This window comes from Terriglobus albidus (assembly GCF_008000815.1).
Classification (GTDB): Bacteria; Acidobacteriota; Terriglobia; order Terriglobales; family Acidobacteriaceae; genus Terriglobus; species Terriglobus albidus_A.
Map to the genome: position 1 here is coordinate 3503484 of NZ_CP042806.1, position 18677 is coordinate 3522160.

The 18677-nt window shown below is 56.7% G+C and carries 15 protein-coding genes; 5 read left to right on the forward strand and 10 right to left on the reverse strand.

Annotated features, from left to right (window positions below):
- The first annotated feature begins 22 nt into the window (after nucleotides 1–22).
- Nucleotides 23–1309 (forward strand): ComEC/Rec2 family competence protein, encoded by a 1287-nt coding sequence (locus tag FTW19_RS13745; protein WP_147648166.1) that lies wholly within the window; start codon nucleotides 23–25, stop codon nucleotides 1307–1309.
- Nucleotides 1310–1389: 80 nt separating this feature from the next.
- Here the strand turns inward: FTW19_RS13745 and FTW19_RS13750 are convergent, their stop codons facing one another.
- Nucleotides 1390–2022 carry a YqaA family protein gene (locus tag FTW19_RS13750; RefSeq protein ID WP_147648167.1) on the reverse strand — a complete coding sequence of 211 codons (633 nt, stop codon included), beginning with the start codon at nucleotides 2020–2022 and terminating at the stop codon, nucleotides 1390–1392.
- A gap of 313 nt (nucleotides 2023–2335) precedes the next feature.
- Between FTW19_RS13750 and FTW19_RS13755 the strand changes: the two genes are divergently transcribed.
- A complete protein-coding gene (locus tag FTW19_RS13755) occupies nucleotides 2336–4531 on the forward strand; it encodes a glycoside hydrolase family 3 C-terminal domain-containing protein (protein ID WP_147648168.1) in 2196 nt (731 codons plus the stop codon).
- 38 nt (nucleotides 4532–4569) lie between these two features.
- On the opposite strand, the gene msrA is transcribed toward FTW19_RS13755, so the two are convergent.
- The 3 genes from msrA to FTW19_RS13770 all read right to left on the reverse strand — a co-directional run bounded on the left by msrA (nucleotide 4570) and on the right by FTW19_RS13770 (nucleotide 6292).
- Nucleotides 4570–5073, reverse strand: a complete 504-nt coding sequence (msrA, locus tag FTW19_RS13760) for a peptide-methionine (S)-S-oxide reductase MsrA (RefSeq protein WP_147648169.1) — start codon at nucleotides 5071–5073, stop codon at nucleotides 4570–4572.
- Between the two features lies 1 nt (nucleotide 5074).
- Complete coding sequence (msrB, locus tag FTW19_RS13765) at nucleotides 5075–5527, reverse strand: peptide-methionine (R)-S-oxide reductase MsrB (RefSeq protein WP_147648170.1); 453 nt, start codon at nucleotides 5525–5527, stop codon at nucleotides 5075–5077.
- A gap of 117 nt (nucleotides 5528–5644) precedes the next feature.
- The gene (locus FTW19_RS13770) at nucleotides 5645–6292 is read right to left on the reverse strand and encodes an HD domain-containing protein (RefSeq protein ID WP_147648171.1); all 648 of its coding nucleotides are present in this window, start codon (nucleotides 6290–6292) and stop codon (nucleotides 5645–5647) included.
- Nucleotides 6293–6414: 122 nt separating this feature from the next.
- Between FTW19_RS13770 and FTW19_RS13775 the strand changes: the two genes are divergently transcribed.
- Nucleotides 6415–7878, forward strand: coding sequence for a sulfatase family protein (locus FTW19_RS13775; RefSeq protein WP_147648172.1), 1464 nt, complete (start codon nucleotides 6415–6417; stop codon nucleotides 7876–7878).
- A 156-nt stretch (nucleotides 7879–8034) separates the two neighbouring features.
- On the opposite strand, the gene FTW19_RS13780 is transcribed toward FTW19_RS13775, so the two are convergent.
- The 3 genes from FTW19_RS13780 to FTW19_RS13790 form a co-directional block, all read right to left on the reverse strand.
- Complete coding sequence (locus FTW19_RS13780; RefSeq protein WP_147648173.1) at nucleotides 8035–8478, reverse strand: DoxX family protein; 444 nt, start codon at nucleotides 8476–8478, stop codon at nucleotides 8035–8037.
- Nucleotides 8479–8554: 76 nt separating this feature from the next.
- The gene (locus FTW19_RS13785) at nucleotides 8555–8935 is read right to left on the reverse strand and encodes a cupin domain-containing protein (RefSeq protein WP_147648174.1); all 381 of its coding nucleotides are present in this window, start codon (nucleotides 8933–8935) and stop codon (nucleotides 8555–8557) included.
- Between the two features lie 11 nt (nucleotides 8936–8946).
- Nucleotides 8947–9411 carry a carboxymuconolactone decarboxylase family protein gene (locus FTW19_RS13790; RefSeq protein WP_147648175.1) on the reverse strand — a complete coding sequence of 155 codons (465 nt, stop codon included), beginning with the start codon at nucleotides 9409–9411 and terminating at the stop codon, nucleotides 8947–8949.
- 289 nt (nucleotides 9412–9700) lie between these two features.
- Between FTW19_RS13790 and FTW19_RS13795 the strand changes: the two genes are divergently transcribed.
- The gene (locus tag FTW19_RS13795) at nucleotides 9701–12646 is read left to right on the forward strand and encodes an FAD-binding and (Fe-S)-binding domain-containing protein (RefSeq protein WP_147648176.1); all 2946 of its coding nucleotides are present in this window, start codon (nucleotides 9701–9703) and stop codon (nucleotides 12644–12646) included.
- Between the two features lie 135 nt (nucleotides 12647–12781).
- On the opposite strand, the gene FTW19_RS13800 is transcribed toward FTW19_RS13795, so the two are convergent.
- The 3 genes from FTW19_RS13800 to FTW19_RS13810 are packed head-to-tail and all read right to left on the reverse strand — an operon-like array spanning nucleotide 12782 to nucleotide 16531.
- The gene (locus FTW19_RS13800; RefSeq protein WP_147648177.1) at nucleotides 12782–14491 is read right to left on the reverse strand and encodes a chloride channel protein; all 1710 of its coding nucleotides are present in this window, start codon (nucleotides 14489–14491) and stop codon (nucleotides 12782–12784) included.
- Nucleotides 14488–15129 (reverse strand): tetratricopeptide repeat protein, encoded by a 642-nt coding sequence (locus tag FTW19_RS13805; RefSeq protein WP_147648178.1) that lies wholly within the window; start codon nucleotides 15127–15129, stop codon nucleotides 14488–14490. The genes FTW19_RS13800 and FTW19_RS13805 overlap by 4 nt, the downstream gene beginning before the upstream one ends.
- Before the next feature lie 10 nt (nucleotides 15130–15139).
- A complete protein-coding gene (locus FTW19_RS13810) occupies nucleotides 15140–16531 on the reverse strand; it encodes a chloride channel protein (protein WP_246153295.1) in 1392 nt (463 codons plus the stop codon).
- Between the two features lie 778 nt (nucleotides 16532–17309).
- Here FTW19_RS13810 and FTW19_RS13815 point away from each other — a divergent pair.
- Nucleotides 17310–18668, forward strand: coding sequence for a D-arabinono-1,4-lactone oxidase (locus FTW19_RS13815; RefSeq protein WP_147648180.1), 1359 nt, complete (start codon nucleotides 17310–17312; stop codon nucleotides 18666–18668).
- Nucleotides 18669–18677 lie beyond the last annotated feature (9 nt).

The window sequence follows — 18677 nt, forward strand, 5'->3', positions numbered from 1 at the left end:
TCTCAATATCAGGTGAAAATTGATGGCACTCGACAGACGAGCATTTCTCGGCAGAGCTGCTGCTTCGCTTATCGCGACACAGCTCTCTTCCATACTTCTAAGCCAATCCGAGACCGCAGGACACTCGACCCTGCCCCCTTGGGAACCGGGCTATCTCTATATCCATCACATCTCCACGGGACGGGGCAGCTGCGCGCTGCTGATCCTCCCGGATGCAACGACGATGATGATCGACGCTGGTTCGATGATCAAAGGGTTCGACCCGAAGAGCGACAAGTTCACCATCGAACCGCGTCCCAACGGCAGCATGCGTCCCGGTCAATGGATCGCCAGGTATGCAGGAGAGGTGCTCTCTCAGGCCAATCGCAATGAAATCGATTATTTTCTGCTCACACACTTCCATGAAGATCACATGGGAGCAGTCTGGCCGGGGAGGTATGACATTTCTCCGCGCTCACAGTTTGGACCGTATCAGCTTGGCGGCGTAACGGACGTGGCGGAGACTATCCCTATTCGGAAAGTCATCGACCGTTGCTTTCCCGACTACGCGTATCCGTCTCCCATTCCGGGGCCTCAGTTCGCGAACTACCACGCATTCATCATGAGTCTGGCCGTTCGGGGAGGAGTTGCAGAGCGTTTCGTTGCGGGCTCGAAGGAACAGATCACGCTCAAGCGCGCTCCGGAACGTTATTCAGACTTCGAGGTTCGCAATCTCGCCTCCAATGGGAACGTCTGGACAGGCGTTGGTGACGAGACCAAAGCGCACTTTCCACCGTTAGCTTCACTGAAGCCTGAAGACTATCCACCCGAAAACAAGTGTTCGCTTGCCATTCGTCTGCGATATGGCAAGTTCAGCTATTTCTCCGCCGGCGATCAGGATCATGAAGTGAGAGCAGGACGTTGGCCCTGGGGAGATATTGAAACCGCAACTGCACGGGCGGCGGGAAAGGTCCAGGTCGCAGTCGCAGATCACCACGGATACGCCGATGCGTGTGGCTCCGACTGGGTTCGCGCGCTTCAGCCGAATGCGTTCGTAATTAATGCCTGGGATTCCGGACACCCAACGATCGTCGCTCTCCACAACATGCTCAGCCAGGATATCTACCCTGGGCAGCGGCTGGTGTTCTCGACTGCCACGAAACCTGAGACCACAATTGCGATCCGGCGAATGGCGGAACTAGCCAGTCAGGAAGGGCACGTGATCTTCCGTGTCCCACCGGGCGGCAATTCGTTCGAGGTGTTCGTAAGGGATAGTTCAGTGCCTGACGGTAAAGTCATTGCACACTTCGGGAGTTTCCAATGCACCTAAGCGATGACCTGTATTGAGATTGGCCCGGATTTGTGAAGATTATCAAAGCACTCATCACGCATTGTCTTTGCAACTCGGGCCTAATCTTCCACCGGAAAACGCGCCCCTTTCGTCCGATCAAGGAGCTTTCGCACAACCTGAATCGCGATCAGCATCACAAGAACTCCTGCTGTTGCCAGGACGATTACTGGATGAGCCTTCACTGTAGACCCGATGATTTGAACAATCCGCGGGCCGTACAGAATCGTGATGGTAGCCAACACGCTAAAGCGAAGGAACATTCCTGCGAAGACGGCGCAAAAGAGCGAGATAGCCCGCATCTCGAAGACCCCGGCTGCAAGCAGGAAAAGCTTTACCGGCATCGGGGGCGCCATCATCGAGGGAATCATGATGGCTAGAAATTCCTGTCGTTCGAAGCGGTCGCGAAGCCTCTCATATCGGGCACGATCAATCTTCTTCATCAGGAAGAGTTCGCCGCCCGCGCGACCCAGGTAATAGGGGACCAGGCTGCCGAGGGCCTCACCCGCTGCTGCGATGAGGCAATAGAGAAGGAATTTAGCGTGGTCGTGAGCTGAATATTCGATAATGAGCGCGTCAATCGGAATGTAGATTGACGCAGCATCGATGGCCGCCAGCACACCCAGTCCCCATAGACCAAGCGGAGCCAACGCCGCGAATATGGCGACGTTCCACTTGTGGAAGAGGGAGAGCACGCACCTTTGATTCTAAACGGAAGAGATCTGCGGAGATTTAGATGCACCGCTGAGCTGTCGGCATTTCTTAAGACTGTTCCGAGTCGGGAAGTTTCTGCCTCAATGGGCGTACATTTGCGGCAATTCATTTGCCGCAAGCCCGATTGCGGATGACGGCAAACCCTCGTAAATAAAGGGAATTTTCCGGTATGTGACGATAAGGCGTGACACCCCACGGATGAATCTCGGTTGACTTGTTCGCTGTAAAGGTAGTACCTTTCGTTTCGCTGTTTGGTCTGCTGTGAAAATTGCGGTTCCTTGAAAGGAAGCCTGTATGAAACTGTTTGCTTCAGTACTGAGCTTGTGTTTCGGAGGAGTGATGTTGGCGCAGAATCCGCAAGCGCCGGCATTCCGTAATACAAAGCTTCCGATTGGAGAACGCATCACGAATCTAATCGGGCAGTTAACGCTTGAGGAGAAGGCGCAGCAGTTGAACCATCTAAACCAGGGAATTCCGCGACTGGGAATTCCTATGTGGGGTGGATGGAATCAGACGCTTCATGGGGTGTGGTCCAAACAGCCGACAACGCTCTTTCCTGCTCCGATTGCTATGGGTGCAACCTGGGATCCTGAACTGGTTCACACCGTCGCGGAAAAGATGAGTGATGAGGCGCGCGCTCTCTATAACGCTCACGCTGATGGACCGCGTTCCAAACATGGACTTGTTTTTCGCTCACCGGTAATCAACATCTCCCGTGACCCAAGATGGGGCCGCATCCAGGAAGTATTCAGCGAAGATCCGCTGCTGACGAGCCGTTTTGCGGTTGCCTACATTCGTGGCTTGCAGGGCGATGACATCAATCACCTCAAATTAGCGGCAACGGTAAAGCATTTCGCAGTCAACAACGTTGAGACCGGTAGACAACACCTCTCAGCAGCAGTGGACGAACGCGATCTTTTTGAGTATTGGCTGCCCCATTGGAGAGCAGCAATCATGGAGGGCCATGCGCAGTCTGTGATGTCCAGCTACAACGCAATCAATGGGACGCCGGACGCGGTGAATCACTACCTCTTGACGGACATCCTTCGCAAGAAGTGGGGCTTCGACGGCTTTGTCACGGATGATCTCGGAGCTGTTCACCTGCTTACGGATGGGGGGAACAATCGGAATGGCTCAGAGCCTGGTCAGAGATGGTCTGAGGATCCTGTTGCAGCCGCTGCCGAAGCCATCAAAGCCGGCAATGATTCCGATGATGCGGAGTTTGAGAAGAACCTTCCGGTCGCCGTCAAACGGGGACTTCTCACCGAAAAGGAATTGGATGCAGCAGTACGGAACGTCTTACGCGTAGGTTTTCGCCTTGGCGCATTTGATCCACCTGAGACGAGCCCATATGCCAGGATTTCGATGGATGTAGTTCGTGCACCGGAACATCTCGAACTCGCTCAAAAAGTGGCAACGGAGTCACTCACGTTGTTGAGCAACCGGCAAAACTTTCTGCCGTTGCATCGTGAAGCGGTACATAAGATTGCCGTCATCGGGCCTGCGGGCGGAGACGAATACGAGACCGGCAATTACTACGGAACTCCCTCGCACAAAACGAGCGTCGTTGCGGGACTGAAGCAATTACTGGGGGATTCCGTTAGCGTCGATTTTGCTCAGGGCGTTGGTTTCGTGGACCAAGTAAACAGTGAGGAAATGGAAAAGGCAATAAGCCTTGCGAAACAAGCGGATGTTGTCATCCTTTGCCTTGGGACGAACGCTCGCGTTGAAGCGGAAGGCCGTGATCGCCGTAATCTGGACCTTCCCGGCTATCAGGAAAATCTGCTCGAGGCTGTGTTTGCTGCAAACCCTAAGACGGCAGTGGTGCTGATGAATGCGGGGCCGATCGCATCAACATGGGCGCAAGATCATGTGCCGGCGATCCTGGAGGCCTGGTACCCAGGTGAGTTCGGTGGGACAGCGATCGCCCGGGCTCTCTTTGGGATTGATAATCCGGGAGGGCACCTGCCTTATACCGTTTACGCCAGTCTCGACGGTGTTCCACCGCAGAACGAATACGACGTTTCGAAGGGCTACACCTATATGTACTTCAAGGGCGTTCCTTTGTATCCGTTCGGACACGGATTGAGCTATACCCGTTTCGAATTCAGCGGTCTCAAGGTTTCTGCTGAACCTGTGACGCAGAGTGGGAAGATATCCGTCTCCTTCGATGTGCAGAACACGGGTGAGTTGACTGGCACTGAAGTGCCACAACTGTATACGCATCAGCGGGTCAGCACGGTGCCTCAGCCGATCAAGTCTTTGCGGGCATTTGAACGTATCGAGCTAAAGGCGGGAGAGAAGCGTCACGTAGAGTTCACGGTGCCGGTAAAGGGCCTTGCCTACTACGACGTCACGCGCCACGACTTCGTCGTCGAACCGGGCACATTCGATGTGATGATCGGTGCATCTTCAGACGACATTCGGCTGCGTGGAAGCGTGCGGGTGGGAACAACCACCACTGCGCCGAAGAGTCAGGCCAAAGACTGACCTCTTCGGCGCAATTTGCTGTCGGCGTTTGTCGAGCCTCAGGCTGCGCGGTGGGGAAGTATCCAATCCGGCCGGATGAAGTGGCAGGTGTATCCATTCGGGATGCGTTCCAGGTAGTCCTGGTGCTCTGGCTCGGCCTCCCAGAAAGGACCTGCGGGCACTACCTCCGTTACGACCTTTCCCGGCCAGAGACCGGAGGCATTCACGTCGGCGATGGTGTCCGCGGCAATTCGCTTCTGTTCCTCCGAGGTGTAAAAGATGGCGGAACGGTAGCTGGCGCCGAGGTCGTTGCCTTGACGATTGCGTGTCGTAGGATCGTGAATCTGGAAGAAGAACTCCAGCAGCTTTCGATAGCTCAGCTTGGCCGGGTCGAAGATGATTTCGATCCCCTCCGCGTGGCTGCCGTGATTTCGATAGGTGGCATTGGGGACATCCCCACCGGTATAGCCCACGCGGGACGAGAGGACACCGGGATAACGACGCAGCAGGTCCTGCATGCCCCAGAAGCATCCGCCGGCAAGAATTGCAGTTTCCTGACTCATGTTATTTTTGCTCCTTCTTGAATAGCTTCAGGTAGTCGCCGTAGCCTTCGCTCTCAAGCTTATCGACAGGGATAAAACGCAGCGAGGCTGAGTTGATGCAATAGCGAAGCCCGCCTTGGTCGACAGGACCGTCGTCAAAGACGTGGCCGAGGTGACTGTCCGCATGTGTAGAACGCACCTCGGTGCGAACCATGCCATGGGTGCGGTCGGTGAGCTCCTCGACGTGGTCACTCTCCAACGGTTTGGTAAAGCTCGGCCACCCGCAGTGGCTGTCAAATTTGTCGAGCGAGGAGAAGAGCGGCTCGCCGGAGACGATGTCGACATAAATTCCAGGCTCGTGATGATCCCAGAATTCGTTTTGAAACGGCCGCTCGGTTCCGCTTTCCTGGGTCACGTGGAACTGCTGAGGCGTCAGACGTGCAACGGCTTCGGGGTCTTTCGTGTAATTTGCCATTGTTTCGGTTTACCTGTCCTTCTCCACATTTGATTGAGGAATCTGCGAGTTGGTTACAAGTGACGACTTTAAATCAGCCGGATCATCTTTTTCGAGGGGTCTCGCCTGGCCGCGGGGCTAAGGTGCGATTTCGGCGAGCATGCCCGTATAGAACTCCTGTAGCTTTTCATGGCGCTCTTCCGCCAGGCGTTTGCCGGTTGGCGTTCGAAACCCTTTACACAGGGTAAGCAGCTTCTTCGGAAAATGATCGAGCGCAAAACACTTGTCATCAGCGAGCCTGTCGATCGGCTCTGGCTGGTTCGGATGGTAGAGTGCAGAGCCCATGCGGCCCGCGGTATAGAAGCAACGTGCGATTCCGACGTATCCAATCGCATCGAGGCGGTCGGCGTCCTGCAGGATGCTTCCTTCGAGACTCGTAGGCGTCAAACCGGCTGAATAGCTGTGGCTTTCGATCGCGCCGGCAACGATATCGATCCTGTCCTGCTGCCACTGGAGAAGCTTCAGCGCCGTTCGGGCCTGGTCTGCGGCCAGGGCGGCAGCGCGAGAACGGAGAGGGGAATCTTTCGGAACCTGCACACAGTCATGGAGCAGTACTGCGGCGGCGAGGATCTCCAGATCACCTCCCTCTACCGCCTGGATGACTTTTGCGTTCTGCCAGACGCGTTGAAGGTGAGACAGATCGTGGGCTCCGTCCTCGGCCGAGGGTAGGTAGCTCTCAAGCTGAAGGAAGAGTTGGTCGTAGGGGCGGAAGGATTCCTGGATCATCGTTTCTACCCTTGATGGTATCTGGACAAAGCGGTATTTCATGCAGGCGACGATCCCAGCCCAATCCATGCAGCTTGTGATCTACACTAAACGGCGCTGATCGATCAGAAGGGATAGGTGACATGAAAGAACCTTGCATGCCAAACCGGCGGGAGTTTGTTCAAGGAGGCCTCGCAACTGCTGCGAGCATGCTTGCCCCGATCGGAGCGAAAGCCGCTGATGCCGCTGCCCCGGCCAAAAAACCAAACCTGGTGTTCTTTCTGGGGGAAGGGCAACGGGCAGATGCTCTCTCCATTGCCGGTCATCCAATTCTGAAAACGCCACATCATGATCGTATCGGCAAAGAGGGCGTCCGGTTTCAAAACGCCTTCTGCACCAATGCCTTGTGTGCTCCTGCGCGCGCCACGGCGTTAACCGGTTTGTATTCCCGCTCCACGGGAGCACTCTCGAATCAACATGGGGATGTTCCTTTGCCCGCGGATGTCCCATTGTTCACGGATCTGCTTCGTGAGGCTGGGTATGAGATTGCCATTGTCGGCAAAGTGCACATCCGGAATGGAGTTGAGGAACGCAACTGGGATTACTACTTCGGACATAACGACCCTGGCAATGATTATGCGAATCCGTACTTCAAAGAAGGCAGAAAAGGTCAGGTAGGACCGGTCCAGCGCTTTTCAAATGTGTATCCGGATGATCTGGCTACGGACCGCGCTCTTGCATGGCTGGACGAAGATCGCGGCGATAAGCCGTTCTGTCTGCTGGTATGGTTCGTCGCACCGCACGAACCGTTCTTCCGTCCGAGACGACATCTGGATCTTTACAATGGCATCCCGATCCCTAAGCCTGCGACATTCGATGATGACCTGAAAGGCTACCCCGGCAAGCCGAAGAGCTTTGGAGAGGGACACAACAAGATCGGAACCACGAACTCCCATGTGGCGTGCGGCTCGCTGGAGGGAATGACGAAGGATTACTACGCAGGCCTGGTTGCCGTCGACGAGAATATCGGCCGGATCTTCAATTATCTGGAGAAGAAGAAGATCCTGGACGATACTGCCATCGTTCATAGCTCTGACCACGGATACTTCCTGGGTGAGTGGCGGCTTTTCGACAAGCGGCTCATGCATGAGCCCTCCATTCGGGTTCCACTTCAGATTCGCTACCCGAAGCGGATACCGGCCGGCACACTGCGAGACGAGATGGTGCTGGATCTCGACTTGGCGCCCACGTTCCTCGACCTTGCGGGGGTAACGCCACCTGCGAATCTTCAGGGCAAAAGCCTTTTACCTCTGGCCAAGCAAGCCGATCCGCACTTCCGGGATGAGTGGCTCTATGAATATTTCGAGTTTCCGAATCCAGAGAATGTTGCTGTCCATCGTGGAATCCGCACCAAACGGCACAAACTGATCCACTACTACAAGGATCAGCCGGAGGCCTTTGAGCTCTATGATTTGGAGAAGGATCCAGGCGAGACGCAGAACCTTTATGGCAGAGCAGAGCACGCAGGTATCCAGCAGGAGCTCATCAACCGTTTGAGTGCTCTTCAAAAAAGGATTCCAGTACGTGAAGGAGTCTTGCAGGGCTAGGGCAACGCTGATCCAACGAGACCAATAAAAATTGCAGAGATGCCACGGTCCATTCGCGCTGACTCGTGATAAGAACGTGAGTGGGGTCGGGAGACGCCGAGACGGCATCTCCGGGCCAAGGGCCGGCCTCGGGAATCGGGGCCGGCCCGACGGACATCATGACGTGATGCTGTCCAGGCTGAACTTGTATTCATCGCAGGTTGAAAGCAGAAACGCTCCGGCGGATGCCGAAAAGACCGAATAGCTCAACGGCGGCTCTAGTCCAAGTCCGTAGATCATCGACAGGCCGAAGACAAGAAGCAGCAGGCCGCTGAGAAAGGCCGCGGTCCGCGTCTTCCAGCCCACGATGAGGGCGATGCCGAATACGATCTCCGCGCTGGTTGCGATCCAGGCCAGCGCGGGCACTGAAGAGGCCGGCATCATCGAGGTCAGCTCCCGGGTGTAGTTGATGAAGTGGGAGAAATCACCCCATCCCACATTTCTCGTTCCCAGCGGTCCCCATACGCCAAAGCGATCCGCAACGGCGGAGAGGAATGCTGTCCCAAGCGCCAGCCGCAGGAAAACGGTATAGATGTCCTTCGCCTGCCACTTCTTGTCCATCTCACTCCCTCCGAAATAAAGCTGCTTCGATAAAACTGTTGGCAGCACCCGGATCCCTCCGGGTGCCGGCGATGATCTATTTGACGGGAGTAGAGATGGGTGCGCCTTTGTCGGTCACGAAGAAGACGACGAACTTCGCAGGAGCCGTCGTGCTGGCGTTCTTACTGACGAGGTGAATGTCCCCAGGCGCTTCATAGAAACTTTGTCCGGCTGTAAGCGTCATCTGCTTGCCGCCTTTTACCTGCATCACCACCGAGCCTTCCATAACGTAGACGAAGACGTCGGCGTTGTGCCGATGTACCGCGGTGGATCCGCCGGGCGGGTAGTTGACAATGATCATTCTGCCTTCCTTGCCTGGAAGATCCGGCAGGTCTTTGGAGAGCAGAGGAGTTACTCTGGCTTCCTGTGCCGCCAGCGTGCCTGCCAAAAGACATAAGAAGATGACTGCTTTCTTCATGATTTTCCTCTCTACTTGTGTGCGCCGGGTTGATACTCCCCGGGGATGTAGCGGAAGCCGATCGCGATGCGGTTCCATCCATTGATGGTAATAATCGCCAGGGTGATGTTAACGAGTTCTTCCGGGGAGAAGTAGTGCTTGACTCGTTCGTACACATCGTCGGGCGCATGTCCTTCCGTAATCAGCGTCAGCGCCTCTGTCCATTCCAGCGCGGCACGCTCCCGATCGGTGAAGAACGGAGCCTCGCGCCAGGCTGAAAGTGTATAGAGTCTTTGCTCGCTCTCGCCCTGTGCACGCGCATCCTTCGAATGCATATCGAGGCAGAAGGCGCACCCGTTGATCTGTGAGGCGCGCATCTTGATCAGTTCAAGGAGTGACGGCTCCAGCTTCGACGCCTTACAGAGAAATGCTTCCAGGCCAAGCATGGCGTCATAGGCCGCGGGAGAGGTTTTCTGAGCGTCCAGTCGTGATTGCATCTCGTCGATCTTCCTTTCCCTCTCAGAATAGAGTTCGACGGACCATCAGAAAGGTCCATAATCGAAATGTTGAGTAGTCCACTTTCGCGACGAGATTTGCAGAGGCGTCTCTGTACTCTCAACGGCTCTCACGAGCAGTCGACAGTCGTGTTCATGCCACAAGCCATAGAGACTTATGGGTAGGGTTCATACAACGCGGCTTGCATCATGCTGGTAGTCGGTAGTCTGATATTCTTGCTTGCTCGTAGCGCTTCGTGACCATCATCGTTGAGGTTCGTAGGCACTCTTTATGCAGAAAGCTTCATCGCCTTTCGTCGTTCTACCGCAGGAACTGATGGATCTACCGCACCCGCATGAGTTTTTCAGCGACGCCCGGCGTTTGGAAGAGCGTCTACGGCAGGTTGTGCGGGGGGAAGTTCGCTTCGATGAGGCCTCTCGTGCGCTGTACGCTACCGACGCATCCAACTATCGCCAGGTCCCCATCGGTCTCGTTGTCCCTCGCACCATCGATGATGTGATTGCAACGGTGACAGCCTGCCGGGAGTTCGGCGCTCCCGTATTGTCCCGTGGAGGTGGTACCAGCCTTGCCGGCCAATGCTGCAACGTGGCAGTGGTACTCGACTTTTCGAAGTACCTGCGAAACATCACATGGCTCGATCCCAGCCGCCGTCTCGCACATGTAGAGCCGGGTATCGTGCTCGACGCACTTCGCAACGAAGCGGAAAAGCATGAGCTTACTTTTGCGCCGGATCCAGCGACTCATAGCCGCTGTACGCTCGGCGGGATGATCGGGAACAACTCCTGCGGTGTGCACGCTCTTATGGGTGGCAAGACCGTCGACAATATCGAGGAACTCGACATCCTGCTTTACGACGGCACGCGGATGACTGTTGGCCGCACGAGTGAAGAGGAGCTTGCAGCCATCATTGCGGCCGGCGGCCGGAAAGGGCAGATCTACGCAGGACTCAAACTGCTGCGCGACCGATACTCGCAACTTATCCGCGAGCGATATCCCGACATCCCTCGCCGCGTCTCAGGCTACAACCTCGATCAGCTTCTGCCCGAAAACGGATTCAATGTGGCGCGTGCTCTCGTAGGGAGTGAGGGAACCTGTGTCACGATTCTGGGCGCGACCTGCGAGCTCAAGGCGAGTCCCCAGCACCGCCGTCTGGTTGTACTGGGTTTCAAGGATGCTTTTCTCGCCGCTGACCATGTTCCGCTGGTACTTCGCCACGGACCGATTGGGCTTGAAGGATTCGACGGCTTGCTGGTGGATTACATGCTGCGCAAGAATCTCGCAGTGGATGATGTTAAGCTTCTACCTCCTGGGCGCGGATTTCTGCTGTGTGAGTTTGGGGCAAACTCGCCGCAGGAGGTCGAGAGCATAGTCGACCGGTTCTTAGAAGATGCGAAGTCTTATCCTGAGCATCCCAGCGTCGATCGCTATTCTCCAGCTGAAGCTGCTCGGGTCTGGAAGGTGCGCGAATCTGCTCTCGGCGCGACTGTCTTCGTCCCTGGCGAGCGGCATCGATGGGAGGGCTGGGAAGATTCTGCGGTCCCGCCCGAGAAACTGGGCCCATATCTCCGCGATCTGTTCCGCTTGCTCAGCTCCTACGGTTACAGTACTCCGATCTATGGACACTTCGGGCAGGGCTGCGTTCACATGCGCATCACCTTCGACTTCACTAGTGTGCAGGGCGTAGCGAACTTCCGTCGATTCCTCGAGGAAGCGGCAGAGATCTGCTTGAAATATGGTGGTTCCTTCTCTGGGGAACATGGCGACGGCCAGGCGCGCGGCTTCCTGCTTCCGAAGATGTTCGGTCCTGAACTGATGGAGGCTTTCCGCGAGTTCAAAGCGTTGTGGGATCCCACAAATGCCATGAATCCGGGAAAGATGATCGATCCCGTTCGGGTCTACGATGCCACAGAAAATCAACGTATTGGGCCAGCGTACTCACCGGCAACGCCGAAGACATGGTTTACCTATCCCGGCGACAACGGACTCTTTAGCGCAGCGACCACCCGGTGCGTGGGTGTAGGAGCGTGCCGCAAGGTCGATCAGGGAACAATGTGCCCGTCGTACATGGCAACCCGCGAAGAAAAGCATTCCACGCGAGGCCGGGCACACTTGCTCTTCGAAATGCTTGAGGGAACAACAATCAAAGACAGATGGCTGAACGAAGAAGTGCGTGACGCCCTCGACCTGTGCCTCTCCTGCAAGGCCTGCAAGACCGAATGCCCGGTAAACGTCGATATGGCTACGTGGAAGGCAGAGTTTCTTGCCCACTACTATGGCCACCATAACCATCCCGTGCAGCATTATGCCTTCGGCTTCATGGACCGTTGGGCCCGGTTCGCTTCGTTAACGCCGCGTCTTGCGAACCTGCCCGCTAAGATCGGCGTTACATCGGCCTTGATGCGCCGTCTTCTCCACATTGCCCCGCAACGCTCGATCCCGCAGTTTGCCCGGAGAACCTTCCGTAGGGAGTGGAGCACTCGCCACGGATGGAAGCCGGAGAATGCACAGGCGGGCGTTCTGTTGTGGCCCGATACCTGGAATAACTACTTCCATCCAGAGACACTCCATGCTGCGCATCGTGTGCTTGAGGCAGCGGGAGCGGTCGTTACGGCTCCGCAACATCACGTCTGCTGCGGCCGTCCTCTTTACGACTTTGGCTTTCTTGATGCTGCTAAGAGCTACCTGAGTCAGATCCTGGACACCTTCGCTACTCAAATCATGGCGGGCATTTCGGTGGTCATGCTCGAACCGAGCTGTGCCAGTGTCTTTCGCGATGAGCTTCTGAACTTCTTTCCAGAGGATCCTCGCGCACAGCGACTCGCGCGGCAGACAGTGATGTTGAGCCAGTATCTTGCGGAACATCGGCAGGGCTGGCAGGCACCGGATCTCACCGGCCGCCGTCTGATCGTACAAGGGCACTGCCATCAGAAGTCATTAATGACGATGAAAGACGATCTCGAACTCATGCGCGCCACCGGTGCGGAGGTCAATCTGCTCGACTCCGGTTGTTGCGGTATGGCGGGCCCTTTCGGCTTTGAGGCTGAGCACTACGATGTCTCTCAAGCCCTCGCGGAACGAGTCTTGCTTCCGGCGGTCCGATCTGCCCGGCCACAAGATGTAATCGTCGCGAACGGGTTTTCCTGCCGCGAAGCAGTGGAACAGAACAGTTCGCGACGAGCCGTTCATCTCTCGCAGGTGCTCGCGGGCGAAGTTTAGCTAGATCATCAGGCTGCTCCTGGATGTCGTCGTATTCCTATGGGCACGTTATTTCTGGCTGGATCGAACCTGGATGAGGGAGCAGTGCAAACCAACATGTGACCTGCTGCAAGGCTATTGTTGTCTCAATGCTGCTCATTCTCCGCTAAGGCCGTTGGGATCGCGCTTCATCAGGCCTGGAAGGGTAACGACACCCTCTATCGCTCCTCCCGCCCGGCTGATTACCGGCAAAAGATCCCATCGCTCAAGATGAGGAAGTGCTTTTGCCAGTGGCAGGTCCGGATAGAGCACGGGCGTTCGCTCTCCGTGCATTCGTTCCTTGATCAAGGTGTCGCGTCCCGCGTCCTCTATCTCGTCACGCTGCATCACATACCAGCGTCCATCTGCGCAGTGGACCAGCGCTACGCCGTTCTGTTCCATCACATGCATCGCGTCGCCTACGCTGCTCGAGTCTTCCACTACCGGCACGGTGACAGGTTCAAGCGCATCTTCCAGCCGCAGCTCGTCTTCCTCGCGGATCTCCTCCATTGAGGGAAGCACCATCCCACTCTGCTTCGTCAATAGCTCGAAGATCGGCACCGGTTGCAAGCTTCGGGATAGGGTATATGCAATCGTATTCGCCAGAATGACCGGCAGGACGATCGAGTAGTTCTGGCTCACCTCCAGCACCATGAATACGCTGGTCAATGGTGCGCGGAGGAAGGCTGCAAACAGCACGCCCATTCCCACGAGTGCGTACGATCCAATGGATCCATTCAGGCCAGGGAAGAATTTCTTTTCAAACATCCCGAGCGCCGCACCGAGAGTCGCACCGATGAACAACGTCGGCGCGAACATTCCGCCGGGAGTTCCGCTGGAGAAGGAAAGCGACGTCGCTGCGATCTTCAGGCCAGCGAGCATCAGGAGCATCTCCCAGGTGTACTGCGAATGCATTGCCTGATCGATGGCATCGTAGCCGGCGCCCATTACCTGGGGGAAACCGAAGTAGCCGATCCCACCGACGATCAGACCGGCCAGCATGGGCTGCAGGATTCGTAATGCCGGAGGTTGCTTGCGTAGCCACGGATGCAGCCAGCCGATTGTCTTCGCAAAGATCAGAGCCGCAATACCGCCAGCAAGCCCCAGCACCGCATACGCGAGCAGCTCGCGCGGATCGCGCAGGACTACCTCTGGAATCCGGAACATCGGCTCCGCACCCCAGAAGCTGCGTGCCACCACCACGCTTGCCACTGCCGACAACACCACGGAGCCCAGCACTGCCGCGCTCCATTGTCCGATGACCTCTTCAATCACAAACAAGATTGCCGAGATTGGCGCATTGAATGCAGCCGCCAGACCTGTCGCCGCGCCAACCGGCGCGAAGATTCGCAGCTTCCTTCGTGAGATGCCCACCCGCCGGCTTATCAGCGATGCCACGCCCGCACCGATCTGTAACGATGGATCCTCTGGACCCAGAGAATGCCCGCTGCCAATCGCCAGCGCGGAAAGCAGGAATTTTCCGATCACTGTCCTGAAGGAAATGTATCCGTTGTGGATGTATAGCGCGGCCTTCGTCTGGTTCACACCACTGCCGCGAACGTTCGGAAAGACGTAACGCGTCGCAATGGCAATGATCAGTCCGATACCTGCCGGTATGAGGATCAAGCGCAGATGATGAGGTTCCGAAACTGATCCCAGCAGTAGTACCTGGAGCCATTCGATCGCCATCCGGAATGAAACGACGAGTAAACCGGCAATCACTCCAATAAAGATCGACAGCAGCAGAAACAGCCGCTCCTCGCGCTGTTGCATCTGCCTCGCGTCCAACTGATTCTCTTCAGGTGTTCCTTGCGTGGCTTTATTCATTGGCTGGCGCCGATCTTTGCGAGTAGAGTACTGACTTCACCTTGCACCGACTCGTCCCTGGGCCAGTTTCCGGAGACTACCAGCAGTTCCTCGCGAGCAGCGGCATTATTGCGCTGCGCAATCAGGAAGCGGGCCAGCTCCAGCCGCCCCTCACGGCGGTGTACCGCCCCGTTTTCGTCCCACCGCCCGTCGATCGCAGCGCGATAAAAGCTGACTGCTGCCGCCGAATCCCCGCGTCGTGCCGCAAGTCGAGCCAACTGTAAGTTGATCTGGCCATCCCCCGGATGGGCATCCCATAGCCCCAGAAAGGAGTTGTATGCCTCTTCGGTGTGCGCTGATCCGGCTGCCGCGAGTGATTGAGCAAGCAATAGCTCAGTCGACGGTGCCCCCGGGGCAAACGTCAAGGCGATGCGGAAGTCTTTCACCGCGTCTTCCGCATCACCGGCGTTCAGTGTCTGCTGTCCCTTCGCAGTCCATACCCGAGCCTCTTCTGCACGATGGTTCGTGAAGCTCCGGAACAGAAACAGTGTCATCACGAACAACGCCGCTGTTACGAGCGTCAGCACGAAAAAAGCCAGTGCATCGTGTAGGAAAAGCTCGCGCCGGGTGAGCCGCTGTATCTCTGCAGAGCCAGTCATTTATTCCTCGTTAATCGAGATCGTATCCGAAGAGACGTAGACGCTCGCTCTCGCGCTCAATCGATCGTTCTCTGCCTCGTAGCAGACCCCTGATGGAAAGCTCGCCGCAGACCTGGCCGGTCGTCCGTTCTATGACCGGCAAAGCTTCCAATCCCTCCGTTGCCATGATCTCTGCCGCTCCGCGCGTCGTTGAATCGTCATATGCGTAGAAGGGAGGAAGCCCATTGGCGGGGGCATTGGCTCTGAAAGGAGACATCACTTCGCGGACAAGTACCAGCTCAAGTGGGTCAACACCGTATTCGCGAGTCAGATGGAAGCCTCGCCGGCTGAGTTTCTCTGTCAGGATCGAACGAGGCATGATCAAGGCCGTGATCAGGTAAGACGCGATGCAGGCCATGGAGAGGGGCAGCAGCGCGGGCAGGCAATGCGTTACCTCAAGGCTGAAGATGATGGCGGTTAAGGGAACACCGAGCGATCCGGCCAGCATCGATCCCATGCCAATCAAAGCGAAGAGTGCCTTGGTCTCGGCCGGAGCGTGCGCCAGGTGTCCGGCAAGTGCTCCGACGGCTCCTCCAATCATGAGAAGTGGCGCAAGAACGCCGCCAGATGTTCCCGATCCCAGCGAGAAGGCCCACATCAGCGACTTCGCAAGAAGGATTCCGACGATCAGGGCAAGCGGCGCCGAGCCCTGTAGCAGCTCGGCAATGTTTTCATATCCAACGCCAAGGCCACGGGGGAAGAAGAGACCGCCGAGACCGATGCCGATACCACCGATCGCGGGCCACCACATCCAGTGAATGGGCAGATGCTCGAAGAGATCCTCAAACGCATACATCATGCGGCTCATAAACGCCGCAATGATGCCGATGAAAGCGCCCAGAAGAAGAGCCGCAACGGAAAGGGTAGCGAAGTGCACTTCGGCAATGGCCGGCATTGCGAACAGCGGCCCCGCGCCTAGCCAATAGACACGGAAAAGGGCGGCCGTAGCACTCGCAATCGCAACGGGAACCAGGCTGCGCGGACGCCATTCGAAGAGTAAAAGCTCAACGGCGATAAGGATCGCGGCCAGTGGGGTTGCAAAGGTAGCCGACATGCCAGCCGCGGCTCCGGCAACAAGCAGCGTAGTGCGTTCCGCGTCGGTCACATGCATCCACTGCCCCACGAGCGATCCAAGGGCGCCACCCGTCATGATGATTGGACCTTCGGCGCCAAACGGACCACCGGAACCGATCGCGACCGCAGCGGACACGGGTTTTAGAACCGCGATCTTCGGATCAACCTTGGCGCGGCGAAGCAGAATCGCCTCGATCGCTTCCGGGATACCATGTCCACGTATCTTGTCAGACCCGAAGCGAGCCATGACGCCAATGATGAGGCCGCCCACAATTGGAACGAAGACCATCAGGTGTCCCAAAGGGCTGCCGGCGGGCGAGACAGGTGCAAAGCTGAGACGGTGATAGTAAAAAAAGTTGGTTGAAAACGCGATACAGCGTAGAAGCAGAACCGCCAACAGCGTTGCACAGATACCGATGCCGACTGCGACGCCAGATAGCAGCCAAACTCGTTTATCAACTGTGAAATCTCTAAGTATCGATGGTTCGGACTGCAAGGGTTCCTTCTTTCATCGACTTGATATAGCTAGGGTCGTTTGAGAGGTTGATTTGCCGAGACGCGTAAGGGCCTGAATCAGGCTGGAAGCGTCTTGTGCATGGGCCTCCGAGAGACGGTTGAGTGCAAGCTGGCCCCGCTTCGTCAGGTTCAATGTGACGCACCTGCGATCGTCCAGATCGGCAGTTCTTTCGCTGCAGACCCGCTCCCATTGCTGCCTGCTCACTAAATTGCAGAAAACGCCTGATTTCGGATCGGAATTTAGCCAGCAGCTGAATCTCGCTCCGCTGAACCGTCCTGAAGGAACGTCTCATTACATTTATATCGTAACACGATTCATTTCCGGCCGAGCCAGACGCGTCGTATTCAATATTGACGGGTTGAACCTATCCCGCAGTGGCCTGCACGCATTTGCAATGAAGTCCAGGCGCGTTGTTGACGATATGCGCGGACGTTGACTAGCATCGGAGCGCTCTGCAAGGAACAGCGATGCATGCCGGCTAAGGAATGAAGCTTGAGGCCGTTAGCAAGTGATGCCGCAGTGGTGCGGTTGGCAAAAGAAAGGCGCGAGGATGAATAAACGTGAGTTTTTGAAGGCGTCTGGTTCCGTGATGGCGGGGGCGCTGCTCTCGCGGATGGGCGTCGGGCAGGCGCCAAAAGGGGCTGCGGCTAAGTTGAACCGTACCAACTGGGCGGGTAACTACACCTATAAGGCCGCACGGCTGGACGAGCCGGGCAGCGCACAGGAGGTGCAGCAGCTTGTTACCTCAATTTCAAATGCCAAGGCGCTCGGTGCGCGTCATTCATTCAACGATATCGCCGACTCCACCGGCGACCAGGTCTCGCTCAAAAACATGACCGAGATGACACTGGACAAGGTGGCAGGCACGGTCACGGTTGCCGCAGGTGTGACCTACGGCAAGCTGGCGCCGTGGCTCGATGCGCAGGGCTTTGCTGTGCACAATCTGGCATCTCTGCCACATGTCTCTGTCGTGGGAGCCTGCGCCACAGCTACGCACGGTTCCGGCGTGCATAATGGGAACCTCTCAACTGCAGTTCGCGCCATCGAGTTTGTGGACGGCACAGGACAACTCAAAAACCTTTTACGTACGGCCAACGCTGACGAGTTCAATGGAGCCGTCGTGGGCCTGGGAGCGTTGGGTGTCATCACCCGCATCACTTTGGCCGTGGTGCCGACGTTTCAGATTTCGCAGATCGTTTACGAGAATCTGTCGTTCGACCAACTGGAACATAACCTGGATGCGATCTTTGGCTCCGGCTACAGCGTCAGTCTTTTTACAGACTGGCAACATCATCGCGCGACCCAGGTGTGGTTGAAACAGAGCATCACCGGTTCGTCTACGCCGGCTCTGCCGCCTCTCTTCTATGGCGCGACGTTGCAGAAGACGAAACTCCATCCTCTTGCCGGACATTCCCCGGAGAACTGCACCGAGCAGCTTGGGGTTCCGGGACCATGGTACGAGCGCCTTCCTCACTTCCGCATGAACTTTACGCCTTCCAGCGGCGCGGAGCTGCAGTCAGAGTACTTTGTTTCACGTGCGCAGGCATACAAGGCCATTCTGGCGGTGGAGCAGTTGCGCGACAAAATTACACCCCATCTTTTCATTACGGAGCTGCGCACCATCGCCGCGGACGACCTGTGGCTCAGCACGGCGTACAAGCGCGATTCCGTGGCGATCCACTTCACCTGGAAGCCGGAAGAGAAGGCGGTGCGGAGCATTCTCCCGTTGATTGAGGAAAAACTCGCGCCATTCGACGCTCGTCCGCACTGGGCAAAGGTATTCACCATGTCTCATGAGCGGCTCAGCCAGTTGTATCCGCGGCTTAACGACTTCCGCGCACTGGCTGCACGCTATGACCCCAGCCGCAAGTTCCTCAATGCCTATCTTCAGAATGTCTTCGGCGCTTAGGTAGCGGTA

Excerpts from the sequence above, each read along its gene's own strand:
- FTW19_RS13810 (WP_246153295.1), bottom strand. The coding sequence starts at position 16,531 with ATGGTCTTCGTTCCAATTGTGGGCGGCCTCATCATTGGCGTCATGGCT.
- FTW19_RS13775 (WP_147648172.1), top strand. The coding sequence starts at position 6,415 with ATGAAAGAACCTTGCATGCCAAACCGGCGGGAGTTTGTTCAAGGAGGC.
- FTW19_RS13780 (WP_147648173.1), bottom strand. The coding sequence starts at position 8,478 with ATGGACAAGAAGTGGCAGGCGAAGGACATCTATACCGTTTTCCTGCGG.
- msrA (WP_147648169.1), bottom strand. The coding sequence starts at position 5,073 with ATGAGTCAGGAAACTGCAATTCTTGCCGGCGGATGCTTCTGGGGCATG.
- FTW19_RS13745 (WP_147648166.1), top strand. The coding sequence starts at position 23 with ATGGCACTCGACAGACGAGCATTTCTCGGCAGAGCTGCTGCTTCGCTT.
- FTW19_RS13770 (WP_147648171.1), bottom strand. The coding sequence starts at position 6,292 with ATGATCCAGGAATCCTTCCGCCCCTACGACCAACTCTTCCTTCAGCTT.
- FTW19_RS13755 (WP_147648168.1), top strand. The coding sequence starts at position 2,336 with ATGAAACTGTTTGCTTCAGTACTGAGCTTGTGTTTCGGAGGAGTGATG.
- FTW19_RS13805 (WP_147648178.1), bottom strand. The coding sequence starts at position 15,129 with ATGACTGGCTCTGCAGAGATACAGCGGCTCACCCGGCGCGAGCTTTTC.
- FTW19_RS13800 (WP_147648177.1), bottom strand. The coding sequence starts at position 14,491 with ATGAATAAAGCCACGCAAGGAACACCTGAAGAGAATCAGTTGGACGCG.
- msrB (WP_147648170.1), bottom strand. The coding sequence starts at position 5,527 with ATGGCAAATTACACGAAAGACCCCGAAGCCGTTGCACGTCTGACGCCT.
- FTW19_RS13795 (WP_147648176.1), top strand. The coding sequence starts at position 9,701 with ATGCAGAAAGCTTCATCGCCTTTCGTCGTTCTACCGCAGGAACTGATG.
- FTW19_RS13815 (WP_147648180.1), top strand. The coding sequence starts at position 17,310 with ATGAATAAACGTGAGTTTTTGAAGGCGTCTGGTTCCGTGATGGCGGGG.
- FTW19_RS13790 (WP_147648175.1), bottom strand. The coding sequence starts at position 9,411 with ATGCAATCACGACTGGACGCTCAGAAAACCTCTCCCGCGGCCTATGAC.
- FTW19_RS13785 (WP_147648174.1), bottom strand. The coding sequence starts at position 8,935 with ATGAAGAAAGCAGTCATCTTCTTATGTCTTTTGGCAGGCACGCTGGCG.